Genomic DNA, 16,946 nt, shown 5'->3' on the forward strand with positions numbered 1-16,946 from the left:
GTTGGTCCAAGCTCTGAATGAGGTGTCCACCTCCTCAGGTGCGGACTGACCCAGACATGCTCCCCGCTTCTCACGGCGGGAAAGGCTGCGCTCTCCTTACTGGATCCGCCTCCTTGAGAGCCTTGATCGACCGCAGGACAGCCGCCTAGTCACGCCGATGCAACCGGTTTCACCGGAGGAACGGTCTCGCGGAGCCGGGTTCTTGGCCGGACCTTCGGCAAGCTTTCCTCAAAATCGGCAAGGGCACGATTGACCGCCTCGCGGAGGAATTTGCCGCGAGAGTAAGTCGCGTCTGGGTTCTCCCGGCGTCGTCCGCGGATGATGCGATCGATCTTCTCAACCACATCGGGACGTTCTTTGTATCCCAGGGAGATCATTACGGCACCCAGCAAGTTGGTCCTCCCATTTAAATGGGATCGGATCGATTGACAACGATATCTTGCGCGTCATATCAAAACCCTCGTAGATAAGTATCTACCTCGAGCGGCTGTCTCGGGAGCGCGAACTCATGAAGCCATAGTAGATGCTCGCTTCGATCCAATCACAGGACCTGGAAAGCCCAGTGCAACCGGTTGCACTGGATCGCCGGTGCCTAGGATCGCTTACGTACGAGCAGGCGTGCCGCGATGTCCTGAAGCTCAAGGGACGCATTGCGAAGGCAATGGAGGCGGGAGACAGAAAGCGAGCGCGCAGCATAGAGCGCACTCTGATGTACTGTTACAGCGCAAAGTACGTTGCCGCACACGAGGCTAACGCCAAACTTAAGCCCCATCGCCGGAAGTCACGCCACGTGGTGCGTGCAACGGCCGCCACCCTCAATCTTTGGGGGAGAGCTACCGGGGCAGCAAGGGTCCGCGCGATACCTAAGTCCAAAGGCAGCGGATGTCGCGCCATCGTGGACTACGGTCTAGAGGAACGCGCAGCACAGTGGCTCGTCCGCGAGATAGTCCGGCCGCACCTTCAGATCAGGGACGATCAGTTCGCGGTTAAACACGGTGGCCAAACCGCTGCATGCCGGAGAGTGGCGGATCTGATCGCCCTAGGCTGTGGCTACGCCGCCGAGATGGACATCAAGAGTTGTTACCCCAACCTCGCGGAGGATGGGGTCAGAAAACTCCTCGGGGTAATCCCCCGTAGAGTGGTAGAGGCACGTTGCCTCGCCAGAGGTGGTACATATCACCTAGTTGGAGAAGAAGGTCAGTCATGGGGCCCAATGGGGCTCGCTTCAGAAATGGGGGTCGGCCGCGGTTTGAGCCAAGGCTCGCTGTGCTCGCCGCTAATCGCCGAGGCCGCGGTGGCATCGGTCCTGGACGAAGCCGAACGGCGGTCAGACTGGCCAAGATCCGTTAGGTTGGTCGTCCAGGCCGACAACATCGCGATCCTCAGCGGATCAAAGGCGGCGGTGGCACTAGCGATTGATATCCTTGGCGATGCGCTCGAACGCGCCGCTGTCGGTCCCCTGAAAGCGAGAAGCACTCCTATACGCTCCACTGCCAGAGGCTTTGACTACTTGAGTGTCTGCTTCAGAAAGAGAAATGGTCGTATCAGCGTGGAGGCTTCGCCCGAAGCGCGGTCAAACTTTTTGAAGAAGCTAGCAATCCAGTTGAAAGACTTGGCCATTCCGCTACCGAAGATCAAAGAGTGGGCGCGGAGTTGGGGCGCCTCGATGGATCTACGCAAGGATGGACGGCGGCTAACGCGCGCCAGCAGATGGGTCGCATGGGTGCTACTTCATGCACTGGGACCAATGGCGCTCCGTGGGCGTGACCTACAGTCTGTGGCGGCCATTGCGCATCGGCTAATTCATACCCCTGGGCTTCGGCTCTCCGCGTACTGAGTGCCTGCTGACAGCTGATCGCCGGTGCCGGTGTCAGTGAAACCGGTTGCAATAAGGTCGAGCTTAGATCGCGGTTGAGATGCATCGACGATTGAGAAAATCGCGCTTTAGGAATGCTTAGATCGTAGAAAGCGGTCATTCCGCTTTGCGCCCATTGCTGCCACTCAGCCGAACCGGGCAGCAACCTGAAAGCAGACGTTCTATCGGCAGCTGAGCGATGGCCTGGTTGTCGATGTATCCGACGGTGCATCGCCGTAGGGAGGCTTCGCAGGTGCCTTCACGAATTAAGCTCCGAGGCGCACAATCCCCCGGTGGACCTTTGACGACACCATCGTTGAGGTCAGCCTCGCCCTCGTGCCGTCACCAACGGCCTACGCCCTTTCGTGTCCCAAGCTAAGCTGATTTTGCTCAACTGCCGCGAAAGACCGCTATCGGGATGCGCCAACTCCGCCCGAGATGGCAGACATGGGTCACTGAGACTATGTTAGCTTTTTAGGCTAGAAAGATGCGTTTTATATTAATTATAGTGCTGAATCAGATAATCTGATGGCGCCGATCAAATCAGAATATTTGTCCGCTTCCTCTTCAAAATCTAATTTTCCCCGCAATGGCCGTTGCTTCTCGTTCCTGCGAGGAAAGCTGCGGCCCCGAATGATTTCGGAGGAAACATGCTGGGGTCCCTTGGCGCTCAGGCGCTACGGCATCGCCGTTAGGCCGCACCCATGCAGCCAAACTGGATCGTTCTTTCCCTGACCCTGGCCTACATGGCGGCGATGGGGCTGATCAGTTTCTCTGTGCGACGCCATGCGAGGAGCGCGGGAAGCTTTACCTCCGGCGGCACGCGCTATCCGGCGTTCCTGATCGGCTTTCTGCTGATGTCGGAATTCATCGGGACTGCGACGAGCGTCGGTACCACACAGACGGCCTACAGAGTCGGCGTGTCGGCAGCCTGGAACGTCCTCGCCCTCGCCGTCGGATTCGTTCTTTACGCCATCCTGCTCGCGCCCCGCTTCAAGGAACTCGGCGAGAATACGATCTCCGGGGCGTTGAATAAGGCCTACGGTCGTCCGACCAAGCTCGCGACCTCAATCATCATGATCTTCGCTCTTCAGATCGTCGCAGTCTCGACCTATGCGGGCGGCGGTACGATCCTGGCAGGCCTCCTTAACGTCGATCGGACCAGTGCCATCGTCATCACGGGTATCGTCGCGACGCTCTATGTCAGTGTCGGGGGGATGCGCTCGGTCATCTACACGAATGTCCTCCATGCCGTCGTGAAGTATCTTGGCATCCTCGCGGCCGTCGCCTTCGGATTGTCTCAGGTCGGCGGCCTCGCGAACCTGCGGGTCCGCGTGCCCGAAGCGATGTTCGCGGTCGATACGGTCGGCTGGTCGCAGATCTTCGCGTGGATGGTCGCCGGCATCGGCGCGGTCTTCTCGACGCAATACGTAATCCAGGCCATCAATACCGTGCAGGACGGGCGCACGGCGAGGCAGGCCAGCTTTTATTGTGCCTTCCTGCTCGTGCCGTTCGGCATCGGCGCCGCCCTGGTCGGTGTCTGCGCGGCGGCGCTGCTGCCGGGAATCCCCGCGATCCAGGCTTTGCCGGGCCTGATCGCCCGGATGGACGATCTACTGGCCGCCATCGTGGTGGCGGGATTGGCGGGGTCCCTGTTCGGCACGATCTCGGCCCTCAGCATCGGCGCCGCCACCCTGCTGTTCAAGGATTTCTATCATCCCCGCCGTCTGAGCGAGGATGGGACATCGTCCCTGCGGTTCGTCCGCAGCATGACGGTGCTCGTGGGTCTGATCCCGATTCCCCTGGCGATCTTCGCGCCGGATATCCTGAAGGTGACCTTCCTCGCGAAATCCCTGCGGGCGACGCTGGCGGTCCTGGTCGTCTTTGCCTTCTACGCTCCGCGCTTCGGCACCCCGCGGGCCGCCGTCGTCAGCATCCTGGTTTCCCTCGTCCTGACGATCGGCTGGTTCCTCGCCGGCGATCCCGGGGGAATCGACAACGCCTATGTGGCCCTCGTCATTCCCCTGGCGGTGATGGGTACCGCCGAACTCCGCAAGAGGACCACGCTCCGGAACGAATCGGTTGCGGCGCCCTGACGGGACGGTGGGCCCGGCGGCGATCTAGCTGCCACCCGCGGACCATGCTAAATAGTGCAGATGTCCGAGGCTCTTGAGATCGCCCATGGCGCCTTCGGCCGCGTCGCGCTCCTCGACATGGACCGCAGCCTCGTCCGTCACGCGCACCCGCATTGCCATGTGCTCCTGAAGGTCGAGGGAGACGACACGCAGTTCCTCGTCGGCGATCAGGTTGTCGCGCTCACCGACGATCAGGCTGTCCTGATCAACGCCTGGGAGACCCACGCCTACCTGCACGATCCCCAGCGGGCCAAGGCGATGATCCTGGCTCTGTACATCGAGCCCGACTGGCTCGGCGCGTTCCGGCGGAATTGGGCTGCGAGCGGGGCGCCCGGTTTCTTCGGACAACCGTCGGGCGCCGTCACACCAACGATTCGCCGGCTCGCCCACGACCTCGCCGCCGAGATGGTCTACGCGCCGCTTTCCTCCCACATCCAGGACGAGTTGCTGTCGAACCTGATGGTCGCCGTGATCGAGCGGTTCACGGCCTGGCGCGAGGAGCCCCTCTCCCTCCGCGCCGCCGCCCGGCGCAACGCTGGCGACTGGCGCATCCGACGCACCATCGCGCGGGTGCGGGCGGAGCCCGGCGCCATGCTGGGCACCGAGGCGCTGGCACGCGAGGCGGGCCTCTCCCGCGCCCAGTTCTACCGCCTGTTCGAGCAATCCACCGGGGCCCCGCCGCATGTCTTCCTGAACGCGATCCGGATCGAGCAGGCCGTCGAGGCCATCGTGAGTAGCGAGGAGCCCATCACCGCGATCGGCATGCGCCTCGGCTTCGCCGCGCCCGCACATTTCTCGCGCTTCTTCCGGGACCACGTCAGCGTACCCCCGAGCATCTTCCGCGGTATCGTCCGGCGGGGCGGGCAGCCCGCTGCCTGACGGCGCCGTCATCAAAGAATGAGACGTTTCGGTAAGTCGCGAGACGCCTCGGCATCGCCGCACCCACACGGAGCCGCCATTCTCCCCGAGATACGGACCCCATCGAGAGGTCCGGCGGAGGAAACGGCTTGGGCATCGTGTCATCGAGCTATGTCGGACGGTCCGTGGAGCGCGTCGAGGACGCCGCCCTGCTCTCCGGGCTCGGCCGCTACATCGACGACCTCGGCACGCGGCCCGGCACGCTGCACGCGGCAATCCTGCGCTCGCCCCACGCCCATGCGGACATCCTTGGCATCGACGTCCAGGTGGCCAAGGCGCTGCCCGGCGTCACCGCCGTGGTCACGGGCCGGGACCTCGACGCCGTCACGACCGGCCTCGTCCCGGCCTTGCGGGCGGCCGTCGATGCCCGCGCCATCGCGGTGGACCGGGTGCGTTATGTCGGCGAGCCCGTCGCCATCGTCGTCGCCCGCGACCGCTACCTCGCGGAGGATGGCTGCGACCTGATCGAGGTGCAGTACCGGGTCCGCCCGGCGGTGGTCGACCCGCTGTCGGCCCTCGCCCCCGACAGCGAGATCCTGCACGAGGGCGTCGGCGCCAATTGCGTCAGCGACCGCCGCTTCCGCTACGGCGACCCCGAGGCGGCCTTCGCGGACAGCCCGCACAGCCTGTCCGTGACCGTGCGCTACCCGCGCAACACCGGCTCGCCGATGGAGACCTACGGCGTCGTCGCCTCCTACGATCCCACCGACGATTCCTACGACGTGCTGGCGAACTTCCAGGGGCCGTTCAGCATCCACGCGGTGGTGGCCCGGGCGCTGAAGGTGCCGGGCAACCGCCTGCGCCTGCGCACGCCCCCCGATTCCGGCGGCAGCTTCGGAGTGAAGCAGGGCGTCGCGCCCTACGCCGTGCTGATCGCCGCCACGGCGCGCCTCGTGGGCCAGCCGGTGAAGTGGATCGAGGACCGGCTGGAGCACCTCTCGGCCTCCGTCTCCGCCACGAACCGGGTCACGACCCTCCGGGCCGCCTTCGACGCGGATGGGCGCGTCACCGCGCTCGACTGGGATCAGGTCGAGGATTGCGGCGCCTACCTGCGGGCGCCCGAACCCGCCACGCTCTACCGGATGCACGGCAACCTCACCGGCGCCTACGCCATCCGCAACGTCGCCGTGCGCAACCGGGTGGTGCTGACCAACAAGACGCCGACCGGCCTCGTGCGCGGCTTCGGCGGGCCGCAGGTGTACTATCCGCTCGAACGGCTGATGCAGCGCATCGCGCTGACGCTGGGCCTCGATCCCTTCGCGGTGATCCGCCGGAATCTGATTCCGGCCGACGCCTTTCCCTATCGCACCGCGACCGGCGCCCTCTACGATTCCGGCGATTACCAGCGCGCCCTCGATGAAGCCGCCCGGGACGGCGGGCTCGATGAGCTGAAGCGGCGGCGGGACGCCGCCCGCGCCGAGGGCCGCCTCTATGGGATCGGCCTCACGGCGGCGGTCGAGCCCAGCGTCTCCAACATGGGCTACATCACCACCGTGCTGACGGCGGAGGAACGCGCCAAGGCCGGGCCCAAGAACGGCGCGCAATCGACCGCCACCATCACCCTCGATCCCGTCGGCTCGGTGACGGTGCAGGTCGCCTCGGTGCCGCAGGGCCAGGGGCACCGGACGGTGCTCGCCCAGGTGGTGGCCGACGTGCTCGGCCTCCCGATGGAGCAGGTCCGGGTCACGGCCGACCTCGACACCGCCAAGGATGCGTGGTCCATCGCCTCGGGGAACTACGCGAGCCGCTTCGCCGCCGCCGTGGCGGGGGTCGCGCACCTCGCCGCCACCCGCCTGCGCGACAGGCTCGCGCGGATCGCGGCGGCGCAGCTGAACCTGCGTCCCGAGGATTTGCTCTTCGCGGGCGGTCGCATCGCCTCGCGATTGAACCCGGATGCGGGCCTGCCCTTCGCGCGGGTGGCCGCCACGAGCCACTGGTCGCCGGGCCTCGTGCCCGAGGATCTCGGCGCGGTGATCCGCGAGACGGTGTTCTGGACACCCCCGGAACTGACGGCGCCGGACGCCGAGGACCACATCAACTCCTCCCTCTGCCACGGCTTCATCTTCGACATCTGCGGCCTGGAGATCGACCGGGTCACCGGCAAGATCATCATCGATCGCTACGTCTCGATGCACGATTGCGGGCGCATCCTGCACCCGGGCATGGTCGAGGGGCAGGTGCGCGGCGGCTTCGCGCAGGCGCTCGGCGCGGCGGTCTTCGAGGAACTCTCCTACGGCGACGATGGCGCCTTCCTGTCCGGAACCTTCGCCGATTACCTGCTGCCCACCGCGACCGAGGTGCCGGATCTACGCATCCTGCACGTCGAGAGTCCGTCGCCCTTCACGCCGCTCGGCGCCAAGGGAGTCGGCGAGGGCAACTGCATGTCGACTCCGGTCTGCCTCGCCAACGCGGTGGCCGACGCCCTCGGGCTTGAGGCCATCGACCTGCCCCTGACCCCCGCCAAGCTCGCTGCCCTCGCGGCGGGCGGGGAGGAACGAGCGCCCCCCGCCGGCCACTCTGCCCCGAAGCCCGCCACGAAGGCGGGCGACCGCACCTTGCGTGGGGAGGGCTCGGCCACCGTCACGGCTCCGCCGGAGACGGTCTGGGCGATGCTCCTCGACCCGGACGTGCTCGCCTCCGTCATCCCCGGTTCGCACGGGGTGCGGAAGCTCTCCGGCACACGGTTCCAGGCCGACGTCACCCTCGGCGTCGGCCCGGTGAAGGGCCGCTACAAGGCCGAGGTCACCCTCAGCGATCTCGATGAGCCCCGGGCGGTGACGCTCACCGGCACGGTGACGGGTGGCCTCGGCAGCGGCGGTGGAACCGGCCGCCTGACCCTGGAGCCCGACGGCGCCGGGGGGACGCGGATCGCCTACGTCTACGAGGCGGCGGTGGGCGGCAAGGTCGCGGCGGTGGGCGGGCGCCTCCTCGACGGGGCCGCGCGGGTGATCATCGGCGGATTCTTCACCGCCCTGGCTCGGCGAGCCGGCGGGTCCGGCGAGCGCAGGCTCCGCCTCCCGGCCGCCCTGCGACGGCTCCTCGCACGCCTGGGAGTGTCCGCATGAAGCCCGCGCCCTTCGCCTATCTGCGCGCGACGTCCCTGGACGACGCCTTGGAAGCCCTGCGCCAGCACGGCCCCGAGGCTCGGATCATCGCGGGCGGCCAGTCCCTGATGCCGATGCTCAACATGCGGCTGACGAAGCCCGCCGTGCTCGTCGACGTGATGCGCATTCCCGCTCTCAAAGAGCCCCGTCTCGACAAGGGGGCTCTCGTCATCCCGGCGGGCGTGCGGCAGGCGATCCTGCTCGACCGGCCGGGGCTCGCCCGGGACCTGCCGCTGCTGGCCGCCGCCCTGCCGTGGGTCGGGCACATCCAGACCCGGGCACGGGGGACGCTGTGCGGCTCCGTCGCCCATGCCGACCCGAGCGCGGAAATCCCCCTCTGCCTCGTGGCGCTGCAGGGCGAGATTCACCTGCGCAGCCGCCGGAAAGTCCGGCGCGTGGCGGCCGAGGACTTCTTCACCGGCATGATGGTCACCGACCGGGCCGACGATGAGATGATCGAGGCCATCGCCTATCCCCTCCGCCGGGAGGGCGCCGGCACCGCCTTCGCCGAGGTGGGGCGTCGGCACGGCGACTACGCCATCGTCGCCTGCGCGGCGGTCGTGGACGGCACCCGGATGCGGCTCGCCGTCGGCGGCGTCGCCGACCGGCCCACCGCCCGTGACTTCCCCCATCTCGCCGGCTCGGCGCTGGACGATGCCCTCAACGCCTTCGCCTGGGACCTCGGCGCGGGGGACGATCTCCACGGCACCGCCCGCTACCGCCGCGACCTCGTGCGGAGTCTCGGCCGCCGGGTGCTGGAGGAAGCGGCCAGGGCCGCAAGAGGCGACACCCATCAGGAGGCCGTGCCATGCCACAGCTAGACGCGAAGGGCCGTCACACGGTGGCCTTCACCCTCAACGGGCGCGAGACCACGGTCGAGGTCGAGACCCGCACCCTGCTGACCGACGCCCTGCGCCACGGGCTCGGGGCCACGGGCACGCATGTCGGATGCGAGCACGGCGTCTGCGGCGCCTGCACGGTGTCCATCGACGGGGTGCCCGCCCGGGCCTGCCTGACGCTGGCCGTGGGGGTCGAGGGTTGCGCCGTGCGGACCGTCGAGGGTCTGGCTCCCGAGCCCGGCCGGCTCGGAGTGCTGCAGGCGGCCTTCCGGCGGCGGCACGCCCTGCAATGCGGCTTCTGCACCGCCGGCATCCTGATGTCGCTCGATGCCTATCTCGTGCTGCGGCCGAACCCGTCGCGCCGGGAGATCACGGAAGTGATCGGCGGCCATCTCTGCCGCTGCACCGGCTACGCGCCGATCATCGAGGCCGCCCTGGAGGCGGCTGCGGAACTCAGGGGCGACATCCCGGCCCCGTCATCCCCGGAGGCCGCCCATGCTTGATCTCGGCACCAGCTTCCTTGCGAGCGTCTCCCGCGATCCCCGCGCCCTGGCCCTCGTCGACGGGGAGACCCGGCTGACCTACACGGAGTGGTTCGCGGTGATCTCCGCGACCGTCGCGGGGCTCGACCGGCTCGGGCTGAAGCCCGGCGACCACCTCGTCACGGTCCTTCAGAACCGGCACGAGGCGGCGACCCTGCACTGGGCCTGCCAGTTCGCGGGTATCGTGATCACGCCGATCAACTGGCGGGCCAAGGCCGAGGAGATCGATTTCGCGATCGAGAACGCGCAAGCCCGCGCCATCGCCTACGAACCGGTCTCGACCGGGAGCCTGCGGGATAGCGCGGCGTCGCAGCGGATCCCGCGCATCGCCGTCGGCACGCCACCCGGCCCCGGCGAGACCGCCTTCGCCGACCTCACCGCCACCGAAGGCCCCCCGGCGACGCCCCGGGTCGACGCGGAAGCGATCTCGCTGATGCTCTACACCTCCGGCACCACCGCCAAGCCCAAGGGGGTGCCACGGCGACACCGGGCGGAGCGGGCGGCGGCGCTCGCCCACGTGGCGCAGAACCTCTACGGGCGTGGCGAGCGGACGCTCGGCGTCATGCCGCTCTACCACACGATGGGCGTGCGCTCGCTCCTTGCCATGTCGCTGATCGGCGGGACCTTCGTCTGCCTGCCGCGCTTCGACGTGGCCGGGGCGCTGCGGCTGATCGCGGCCGAGCGGATCACCAACCTCTACCTCGTGCCGACCCTCTATCACGACCTCGTGCACCACCGGGATTTCCCGGCGACCGACACGACCTCCGTGCGCAAGCTCGGCTTCGCCGGGGCGCCGATGACGGACGGCCTGCTCGCCCGCCTGACCGAGGCGTTCCGGCCGGACCTGTTCGTCAACCATTACGGCTCGTCGGAGGTCTACACCTTCACGATCAACCACGAGGCGGCGGTGAAACCCGGCTCGGCCGGGCGGGCGGGCCTCAACACCATGGTGCGCGTCGTGCCCATGGGGGGCGACCCGGACCGGACCGCCGCGCCGGGCGAGGAGGGCGAGATCGCCGTCATCGCCAAGGGCGACGAAGCCTTCGAGGGCTACTGGCATCGCCCCGAGGCCGACGCCAAGGCCTTTCGCGACGGCTGGTACTTCACCGGCGACACCGGCTTCGCCGACGCCGATGGCGACCTCTACGTCACCGGCCGGGTCGACGACATGATCATCACCGGGGGCGAGAACGTCTCGCCCGTCGAGATCGAGAGTCGCCTGTCCCTGCATCCGGCCGTGTCCGAGGTCGCCGTCGTGGGCCTGCCCGACGAGCGCTGGGGCCGGATCGTGGCGGCCTTCATCAAGCGGAGCGGCAGCACCGACGAAGCGGCGCTCGACGCCCATTGCCGTGCGGGCGGCCTGCCGAGTCACAAGCTGCCGCGCCGCTACGTCTTCGTGGACGAGATCCCGAAATCGCCGGTCGGCAAGCTGCTGCGCCGTCAGCTCGTGGCCGGCGAGTACGTGCCCGAGGGCGAGGCCGAGCCCCGCGCCGAAGGCCACGAGGCCGCCTGACACCCCCCAACGAATTTCAGCGAGAGCCCTGCCCCATGACGAGTGACACCCCCACCATCGACCCGCGCCTGACGAACCTCGACGGCTTCCGCGTCGAGATCGACGCCGAGCGCGAGCGTGCCGACGTGATCCTGGCGCGGCCGCCGATGAATGTCATCGCGATGCCCCAGCGCGACGAGATCCGGAAGGTGTTCGAGGCGCTGGACGAGGATCCCCGCGTGCGGGTCATCGTCCTGCGGGCGGAGGGCGAGCACTTCTCGTCGGGGGGCTACATCAAGGGCTTCCTCGACGCCTCGCCCGAACACGTCTCGAAGCTCGCCTGGAACATGGCGGCGCCGGCCCGCTGCTCGAAGCCCGTCATCGCCGCCAACCGTGGCTACACGTTCGGGGTCGGCTTCGAGATCTCGCTGGCCTGCGACTTCCGCATCGTCTCCGAGACCTGCCGCTACGCGCTTCCCGAACAGAAGCTCGGCCAGATCCCCGGTTCCGGCGGCTCGGCCCGGCTCCAGAAGATCGTCGGTATCACGCGGACGAAGGACATCGTGATGCGCTCGAAGCGCATCCCCGGCCGGCAGGCCCTCGACTGGGGCATCGCCACCGAATGCGTGCCCGACGCGGACCTGGAAAAGGCCACCGACGCCCTCGTGGAGGAGCTGCGCGCCTTCTCGCCCATCGCCCAGCGCACCGCCAAGAAGCTCCTCAACGACACCGAGGACGCGAGCCTGTCCATCGCCATCGAGCTCGAGGGACACTGCTACAGCCGCCTGCGGCAGGCCGACGACTTCCGTGAGGGCGTCGAGGCGTTTCACGCCAAGCGCGCCCCGCGTTTCACCGGCTCCTAAACCCACCACGCCGGGGGGGCTGCAGGGCAGCTCCCCCCACCCCCGTGACCCCCACGGCACCGCTTCGATCCCGCCCCGGCGGGACACGATGGCGCGCGCCCTGATGGCCCCCGTCCCGACCCAGAGCCCGAACCGGCCCACCGCGGCAACGACCGCATCCCCCGGAGGAACCCCATGCAGACCGCCGCAACCTTCGCATCCGATCCCCCCGCTCACGCCAAGCCCACGGGCCGGCAAACGGCGACGGCCGCCATGGCCTCGCTGTTCGGCTGGGGGCTCGATCTCTTCGACCTGTTCATCCTGCTCTACGTGGCGCCCGTCGTCGGCGCCCTGTTCTTTCCGGCCGACAAGCCGATGCTGTCGCTGGCGGGAGCCTATGCCTCCTTCGCGGTCACGCTGCTGATCCGGCCCCTCGGCTCGGCCCTGTTCGGCTCCTATGCGGACCGGTTCGGCCGGCGCCGCGCGCTCATGGTGGCGGTGACCGGGGTCGGCCTGTCGACGGCGGTCTTCGGCCTCCTGCCGACGGTCGGCCAGATCGGATGGCTCGCCACCGCGATCTTCCTGATCTTCCGCCTCGTCCAGGGCATCTTCGTCGGCGGCGTGGTCGCGGCGTCTCACACGATCGGGACGGAATCCGTCCCGGAGCGGTGGCGGGGGCTGATGTCCGGGGCGGTCGGCGGTGGCGGCTCGGCCATCGGCGGCCTGCTTGCCTCCCTGGTCTTCTACGTCGTCTCGCTCATGGCGCCGGGAGAAGCCTTCACCGACTGGGGCTGGCGACTGATGTTCTTCTCGGGTCTCCTGACCTCGGTGATCGGCCTGATCCTCTTCCGCAATCTCGAGGAATCCCCGATCTTCAAGAATCTCCAGGCCCGGAAGGCGGCGCTCCGGGCAGGCGCTCCGGCGGAGGCCTCGCCGATCCGCTCCCTGTTCTCACCGTCCAACCGGGGAAGCTTCGCGGTCGCGACTCTCATCTCTTTCGGCGGCGGCGCGGCCTACTACCTCACGTCCGGCTACCTGCCGACCCTCCTCAAGCTCGTGAACGGCGTGCCGAACGCCACCGCCTCGATGATCCTGATCGGCGCCAACGTCGCGGCGGCGATCGGCGCCTGCGGCATGGGCGAACTAAGCCAGCATATCGGGCGCAGACGGTCGTTCCTCGTCATGGGCGTCGTCCGCCTGCTCGCCTTTCCCGCCCTGTTCCTGACCATGGCGAACACGACGAGCCTCGTTGGGGTCGCGGCCTGCGCCTTCCTGCTGGCGCTCATCGCCAACGCCAGCTACGGGCCGCTGTTGATCTTCCTCAACGAAAAGTTCCCGACGGCGGTGCGGGCCACGGGGACGGGCCTGACCTGGAACATCGGCTTCGCGCTGGGTGGAATGCTGCCGACGCTCGTCTCCCTCGTCGCCGACGGGCCGACGCAGATCCCGACGGTGCTGGCCGTCGTCATGACCGGCGTCACCCTGGTCTATCTCGTCGGTGCCTTCCTGACCGACGAGACGCAGGGCAATCTCGACCGGGCCTGACGATACGGTTCTGCGCGGGCGGAGGCCTCCCATGACGAGTGATCCCCTCTGGACCTTCGCCTGCGCGTTCTACGGCCGGCCCGGCGTCGCCGCGGCCTGCCTCGCGCTCCAGGACGAGGGCGGCGCCGATGTGCCCCTGCTCCTGTACCTGATCTGGTGCGGGAGGACCGGACGAAGGCTGGACGCCTCGGCGCTCGCCGGAGCGGAAGCCCGGATCGGCCCCTGGCGTGGGCAGGTGATCAGTCCCTTACGGGCGATCCGCCGGGCGATGCGGTCGGACATCCTTTCGGGCCAGACGACGGAGGCGCTCCGGGAGCGGATCAAGCTCGCGGAGATTGAGGCGGAGCGCCTCGCCCTCGCGGCTCTCTTCGAGGCCGCGCCAGTCCCGGATATGCCGGCGAGTTCGGGCGGCGAGGCCCTGGCCCTCTATGCCGCGCATCTCGGCCGGACCTGGCCGGAGGCACCGCTGCGGGTTCTCGCGACGGCGCTGGAGGGCTGAGCGCCGGTCAGCCTTCTCCGCTCCGCCAACGCCGGACGCCGGGTGCGTCGATGTCGAACAGGTCGAGAACCCGCCCGATCGTATGGTCCACCATGTCGGCGAGGCTCTCCGGACGCGCGTAGAAGGCCGGAACCGGCGGGGCGATGATCGCCCCCATTTCCGAGAGCGCCGTCATGGTGCGGAGGTGGCCGGTGTGGAGGGGAGTCTCCCGCACCATCAGGACGAGGCGGCGGCGCTCCTTCAGGGTCACGTCGGCGGCCCGCGTCAGCAGGCCGGATGTGACGCCGGTCGCGATCTCGGCCTGACTCCGCATGGAGCAGGGCGCCACGACCATGCCGCGGGTCCGGAAGGATCCGGAGGCGATCGAGGCGCCGATATCCCCCTGGGCGTAGGTCTTGGCGGCCAGGGCGCGGACGTCGGCGACCTTGAGGTCGGTCTCATGGGCCAGCGTCACCTCGGCCGAGCGCGACATCACGAGATGGGCCGGGATCGCGAGGTCGCGCAGGATTTCCAGGAGACGGATCCCATAGATCACCCCCGAAGCACCCGAGATGCCGACCACGAGGGGCAGCGGTGTCATCGTTCCTCCCGGCCGCAACGGGCGCGGCGACGTTGCCGGTGACAGTATCGGGGTGTGCTCGCCCGTGTCGAATAACGTCGGCTGATCGCTGCCATCAGTCCGGGGGGCTCAACCGGTGATGATATGGGCCTGGAGTGCGGCCGCCGCCGCGTTCAACTCCTCCTCAAGGATGCCGATGAGGAGCTGCGCCGCGTGGCTGAGCGGTTTCTGCGGATGGTGGATGATCACCAATTCGCGGGCGATGCGCGGCGCGACGATGCGGTAGGCCTTGAGGTACCCGTCGGCGAGCTGTCGGCTGACGGCGATGCTCGGCAGCACAGTGAAACGCGTCGAGCGCGCCACGAAGTCCGCGATCGCGGGGGGCAGGTCGAGTTCGAGCTTCGGGCACAGGGTCACGTCCGCGGCGGCGACACGGCGGTCGAGTTCGACGCGCAGGCCGTGGCGGGTCGACGGCAGGATCAGGTCGAGGGCGGCGAGGTCCGCCATCCGGAGGGGCAGGGGCACCGGCAACGGTGTGTCGCGCCCGCCGACCACGACCATTTCCTCGTCGAGGAGGGGTGCCATGACGAGGCCGAGGCGGCGGGCCGGCCGGTTGATCACCGCGAGGTCGAGGGCGCCGCTGCCGACGCCCTCGATGAAGGTGCTGCTGTAGCCATCGGCCAGCGACAGCTCGACCTCTGGGTAGGCCGCCGCGAAGCGAGCGAGGACGCTGGGGATCACGCTCATCGACAGGGACGACAGGATGCCCGCCGTGACGCGGCCCGACACGGTTTGGGACAGGCGCGCCATGGCCGCCCGGGCCTCGGCGACATCCCGCTGGATCGGGTGGACCAGTTGGTGCAGCGTCCGGCCGGCGGCTGTCGGCACCATGGCCTTCGGCTGGCGGTCGAACAGGCGCTGGCCGAGTTCCCGTTCCAGCTTGGCGATCTGCATGCTGAGCGCGGGCTGGACGACGTTCATCCGCTGCGCGGCGCGGGTGACGCTGCCCTCCTCGAACAGGGCGACGAAGTAGGAGATCTGACGGAGATCCATACACGGGACCCGGGCGACACGAGCAACGCGCCAGAGGACCATGTGCGGGCCGGTCGGCGCAATTCAAACCGGCTGATGGGCGGCATCACCAATCGTTATTTTTCCCGCCTGCGGGAAGAGCTTAACGCTTCCTCCCCTGGCAAGCTTGGTTCAGACGACCCCGCCGTGAGGACAGCATGAACGCGCCCACTCCCGTTCGTTCCCTCCGCGACTGGCTCGATCGGCTGTCCGGGGATGGGCGCCTCGCCATCGCGCGGCCGGGAATCGGCTTGCGCCACGAGGCGGCGGCGGTGGCGAACCGCCTCGACGGCCGGCAGGCCAGCCTGTTTCCGCAGCCCGGGGGGCATCCGGGCACCATCGTCTCGGGCCTCGTGTCGAGCCGGGCCTGGATGGCGGAAGCCCTCGGCACCACGCAGGATCGCCTCGTCGCCCATTTCCAGCAGGCCGCCGCCCAGCCGCTCCCCTGGCACGAACGCCACTCCGCCCCCGCGCAGGAGGTCGTCCACCGGGAGGGACTCGACATCCTGAAGCTCCTGCCGGTGCCGACTCTGAACGAGCACGACAGCGGCCCCTACATCTCGGCGGGCCTGATGATCTCCCGGGACCCGGAGACCGGCCTGCAGAACGTCGCCATCCTGCGCTGCCAGATCAGCGGTCCGGACAGGATCGGCGTGCTGGTCCTGCCCCGGCATACCGACAATTTCTACCGCAAGGCCGAGGCCCAGGGCCGGGGCCTCGAAGTCGCCCTCGTGGTCGGCGTCGATCCCGCCTGCCTCCTCGCATCCCAGGCCATCGTGCCCCTCGGCCACGACGAGTTGGAGATCGCCGGGGCGCTCACCGGCCAACCCCTCGACGTGGTCAAGTGCCTGACGAACGGCGTGCGCGTTCCGGCGAACGCAGAGATCGTGATCGAGGGCCACCTCCTGCCTGAAATCCGCGAGCCCGAAGGGCCGTTCGGGGAGTTTCCGCAATATTACGGGGAGCGGGCCAAGCGGCACGTCATGCGGGTCGATGCGGTAACGCACCGGCGCGACCCGATCTTCCACATGATCGTCGGGGGCGGTCTGGAGCATCTGTTGCTGGGGGCGATCCCCCGCGAGGCCACGATCCTCGCGACGCTCCAGCGCAGCTTCCCCGGTGTCGAGGACGTGCATCTGTCCCTGGGGGGAGTCGGCCGTTACCACCTCTACGTCCGCCTGCGGAAGACGCAGGAGGGCGAGGCCAAGAACGTGCTGCTCGGGGCCTTCGCCGCCCACTACGACATCAAGCACGCCGTCGTGGTCGATACGGATGTCGACATCCACGCCCCGCAGGAAGTCGAATGGGCGATCTCGACGCGGTTCCAGGCGGACCGAGACCTCGTCGTCATCCCTCACGCCCAGGGCTCGAAGCTCGATCCCTCGGGCCGCGAGGGGGTCGGCGCGAAGATGGGTCTCGACGCGACCGTTCCCCTCGACGCGCCCCCCATGAAATTCAAGCGCATCCGTGTTCCCGGCGAGGCCGAGGTCGATCTCGACGCGGTGCTCGCGTCCGGCGCCGACTGGCGCGCGGCGATCGGCTGAT

Annotated in this window: 13 protein-coding genes; 10 read left to right on the forward strand and 3 right to left on the reverse strand. The window is 68.3% G+C overall.

Features of this window, described 5'->3' with window-relative positions:
* Positions 1-149: 149 nt before the first annotated feature.
* Positions 150-392 carry a hypothetical protein gene (locus GGQ91_RS24795; protein ID WP_182593071.1) on the reverse strand — a complete coding sequence of 81 codons (243 nt, stop codon included), beginning with the start codon at positions 390-392 and terminating at the stop codon, positions 150-152.
* A 2,167-nt stretch (positions 393-2,559) separates the two neighbouring features.
* On the opposite strand from GGQ91_RS24795, the gene GGQ91_RS24800 reads away from it, so the two are divergent.
* From GGQ91_RS24800 to GGQ91_RS24840, 9 genes are all read left to right on the forward strand, one after another.
* Positions 2,560-3,951 (forward strand): sodium:solute symporter family protein, encoded by a 1,392-nt coding sequence (locus GGQ91_RS24800; protein ID WP_029357545.1) that lies wholly within the window; start codon positions 2,560-2,562, stop codon positions 3,949-3,951.
* A 60-nt stretch (positions 3,952-4,011) separates the two neighbouring features.
* Complete coding sequence (locus tag GGQ91_RS24805) at positions 4,012-4,869, forward strand: helix-turn-helix transcriptional regulator (protein WP_029357547.1); 858 nt, start codon at positions 4,012-4,014, stop codon at positions 4,867-4,869.
* Positions 4,870-4,997: 128 nt separating this feature from the next.
* Positions 4,998-7,973 (forward strand): xanthine dehydrogenase family protein molybdopterin-binding subunit, encoded by a 2,976-nt coding sequence (locus GGQ91_RS24810; protein WP_029357548.1) that lies wholly within the window; start codon positions 4,998-5,000, stop codon positions 7,971-7,973.
* Positions 7,970-8,833 carry an FAD binding domain-containing protein gene (locus GGQ91_RS24815; RefSeq protein WP_070999602.1) on the forward strand — a complete coding sequence of 288 codons (864 nt, stop codon included), beginning with the start codon at positions 7,970-7,972 and terminating at the stop codon, positions 8,831-8,833. The genes GGQ91_RS24810 and GGQ91_RS24815 overlap by 4 nt, the downstream gene beginning before the upstream one ends.
* A complete protein-coding gene (locus GGQ91_RS24820) occupies positions 8,821-9,354 on the forward strand; it encodes a (2Fe-2S)-binding protein (protein ID WP_029357551.1) in 534 nt (177 codons plus the stop codon). The genes GGQ91_RS24815 and GGQ91_RS24820 overlap by 13 nt, the downstream gene beginning before the upstream one ends.
* A complete protein-coding gene (locus tag GGQ91_RS24825) occupies positions 9,347-10,906 on the forward strand; it encodes an AMP-binding protein (RefSeq protein ID WP_029357552.1) in 1,560 nt (519 codons plus the stop codon). Before GGQ91_RS24820 ends, GGQ91_RS24825 begins: the two co-directional genes overlap by 8 nt.
* A 35-nt stretch (positions 10,907-10,941) precedes the next feature.
* Complete coding sequence (locus tag GGQ91_RS24830; protein ID WP_029357553.1) at positions 10,942-11,748, forward strand: enoyl-CoA hydratase/isomerase family protein; 807 nt, start codon at positions 10,942-10,944, stop codon at positions 11,746-11,748.
* Positions 11,749-11,922: 174 nt separating this feature from the next.
* A complete protein-coding gene (locus tag GGQ91_RS24835; RefSeq protein ID WP_029357554.1) occupies positions 11,923-13,272 on the forward strand; it encodes an MFS transporter in 1,350 nt (449 codons plus the stop codon).
* A gap of 31 nt (positions 13,273-13,303) precedes the next feature.
* Complete coding sequence (locus tag GGQ91_RS24840; RefSeq protein WP_029357555.1) at positions 13,304-13,771, forward strand: TIGR02444 family protein; 468 nt, start codon at positions 13,304-13,306, stop codon at positions 13,769-13,771.
* A 7-nt stretch (positions 13,772-13,778) separates the two neighbouring features.
* Here GGQ91_RS24840 and GGQ91_RS24845 read toward each other — a convergent pair whose 3' ends face one another.
* Together GGQ91_RS24845 and GGQ91_RS24850 are read right to left on the reverse strand one after the other, a co-directional pair.
* Positions 13,779-14,351 carry a UbiX family flavin prenyltransferase gene (locus tag GGQ91_RS24845; protein ID WP_029357556.1) on the reverse strand — a complete coding sequence of 191 codons (573 nt, stop codon included), beginning with the start codon at positions 14,349-14,351 and terminating at the stop codon, positions 13,779-13,781.
* Between the two features lie 108 nt (positions 14,352-14,459).
* Positions 14,460-15,383 (reverse strand): LysR family transcriptional regulator, encoded by a 924-nt coding sequence (locus GGQ91_RS24850; protein ID WP_029357557.1) that lies wholly within the window; start codon positions 15,381-15,383, stop codon positions 14,460-14,462.
* Between the two features lie 176 nt (positions 15,384-15,559).
* Between GGQ91_RS24850 and GGQ91_RS24855 the strand changes: the two genes are divergently transcribed.
* Complete coding sequence (locus tag GGQ91_RS24855) at positions 15,560-16,945, forward strand: UbiD family decarboxylase (RefSeq protein WP_029357558.1); 1,386 nt, start codon at positions 15,560-15,562, stop codon at positions 16,943-16,945.
* The last annotated feature ends 1 nt before the right edge of the window (position 16,946 follow it).

Origin of the sequence: Methylobacterium fujisawaense (assembly GCF_014138435.1) — a bacterium.
Lineage (GTDB): Bacteria > Pseudomonadota > Alphaproteobacteria > Rhizobiales > Beijerinckiaceae > Methylobacterium > Methylobacterium fujisawaense.

What these genes read in the sequence shown, in the direction of transcription:
- GGQ91_RS24800 (WP_029357545.1), top strand. Translation starts at nt 2,560, where the DNA reads ATGCAGCCAAACTGGATCGTTCTTTCCCTGACCCTGGCCTACATGGCG.
- GGQ91_RS24805 (WP_029357547.1), top strand. Translation starts at nt 4,012, where the DNA reads ATGTCCGAGGCTCTTGAGATCGCCCATGGCGCCTTCGGCCGCGTCGCG.
- GGQ91_RS24815 (WP_070999602.1), top strand. Translation starts at nt 7,970, where the DNA reads ATGAAGCCCGCGCCCTTCGCCTATCTGCGCGCGACGTCCCTGGACGAC.
- GGQ91_RS24820 (WP_029357551.1), top strand. Translation starts at nt 8,821, where the DNA reads ATGCCACAGCTAGACGCGAAGGGCCGTCACACGGTGGCCTTCACCCTC.
- GGQ91_RS24825 (WP_029357552.1), top strand. Translation starts at nt 9,347, where the DNA reads ATGCTTGATCTCGGCACCAGCTTCCTTGCGAGCGTCTCCCGCGATCCC.
- GGQ91_RS24830 (WP_029357553.1), top strand. Translation starts at nt 10,942, where the DNA reads ATGACGAGTGACACCCCCACCATCGACCCGCGCCTGACGAACCTCGAC.
- GGQ91_RS24835 (WP_029357554.1), top strand. Translation starts at nt 11,923, where the DNA reads ATGCAGACCGCCGCAACCTTCGCATCCGATCCCCCCGCTCACGCCAAG.
- GGQ91_RS24840 (WP_029357555.1), top strand. Translation starts at nt 13,304, where the DNA reads ATGACGAGTGATCCCCTCTGGACCTTCGCCTGCGCGTTCTACGGCCGG.
- GGQ91_RS24845 (WP_029357556.1), bottom strand. Translation starts at nt 14,351, where the DNA reads ATGACACCGCTGCCCCTCGTGGTCGGCATCTCGGGTGCTTCGGGGGTG.
- GGQ91_RS24850 (WP_029357557.1), bottom strand. Translation starts at nt 15,383, where the DNA reads ATGGATCTCCGTCAGATCTCCTACTTCGTCGCCCTGTTCGAGGAGGGC.
- GGQ91_RS24855 (WP_029357558.1), top strand. Translation starts at nt 15,560, where the DNA reads ATGAACGCGCCCACTCCCGTTCGTTCCCTCCGCGACTGGCTCGATCGG.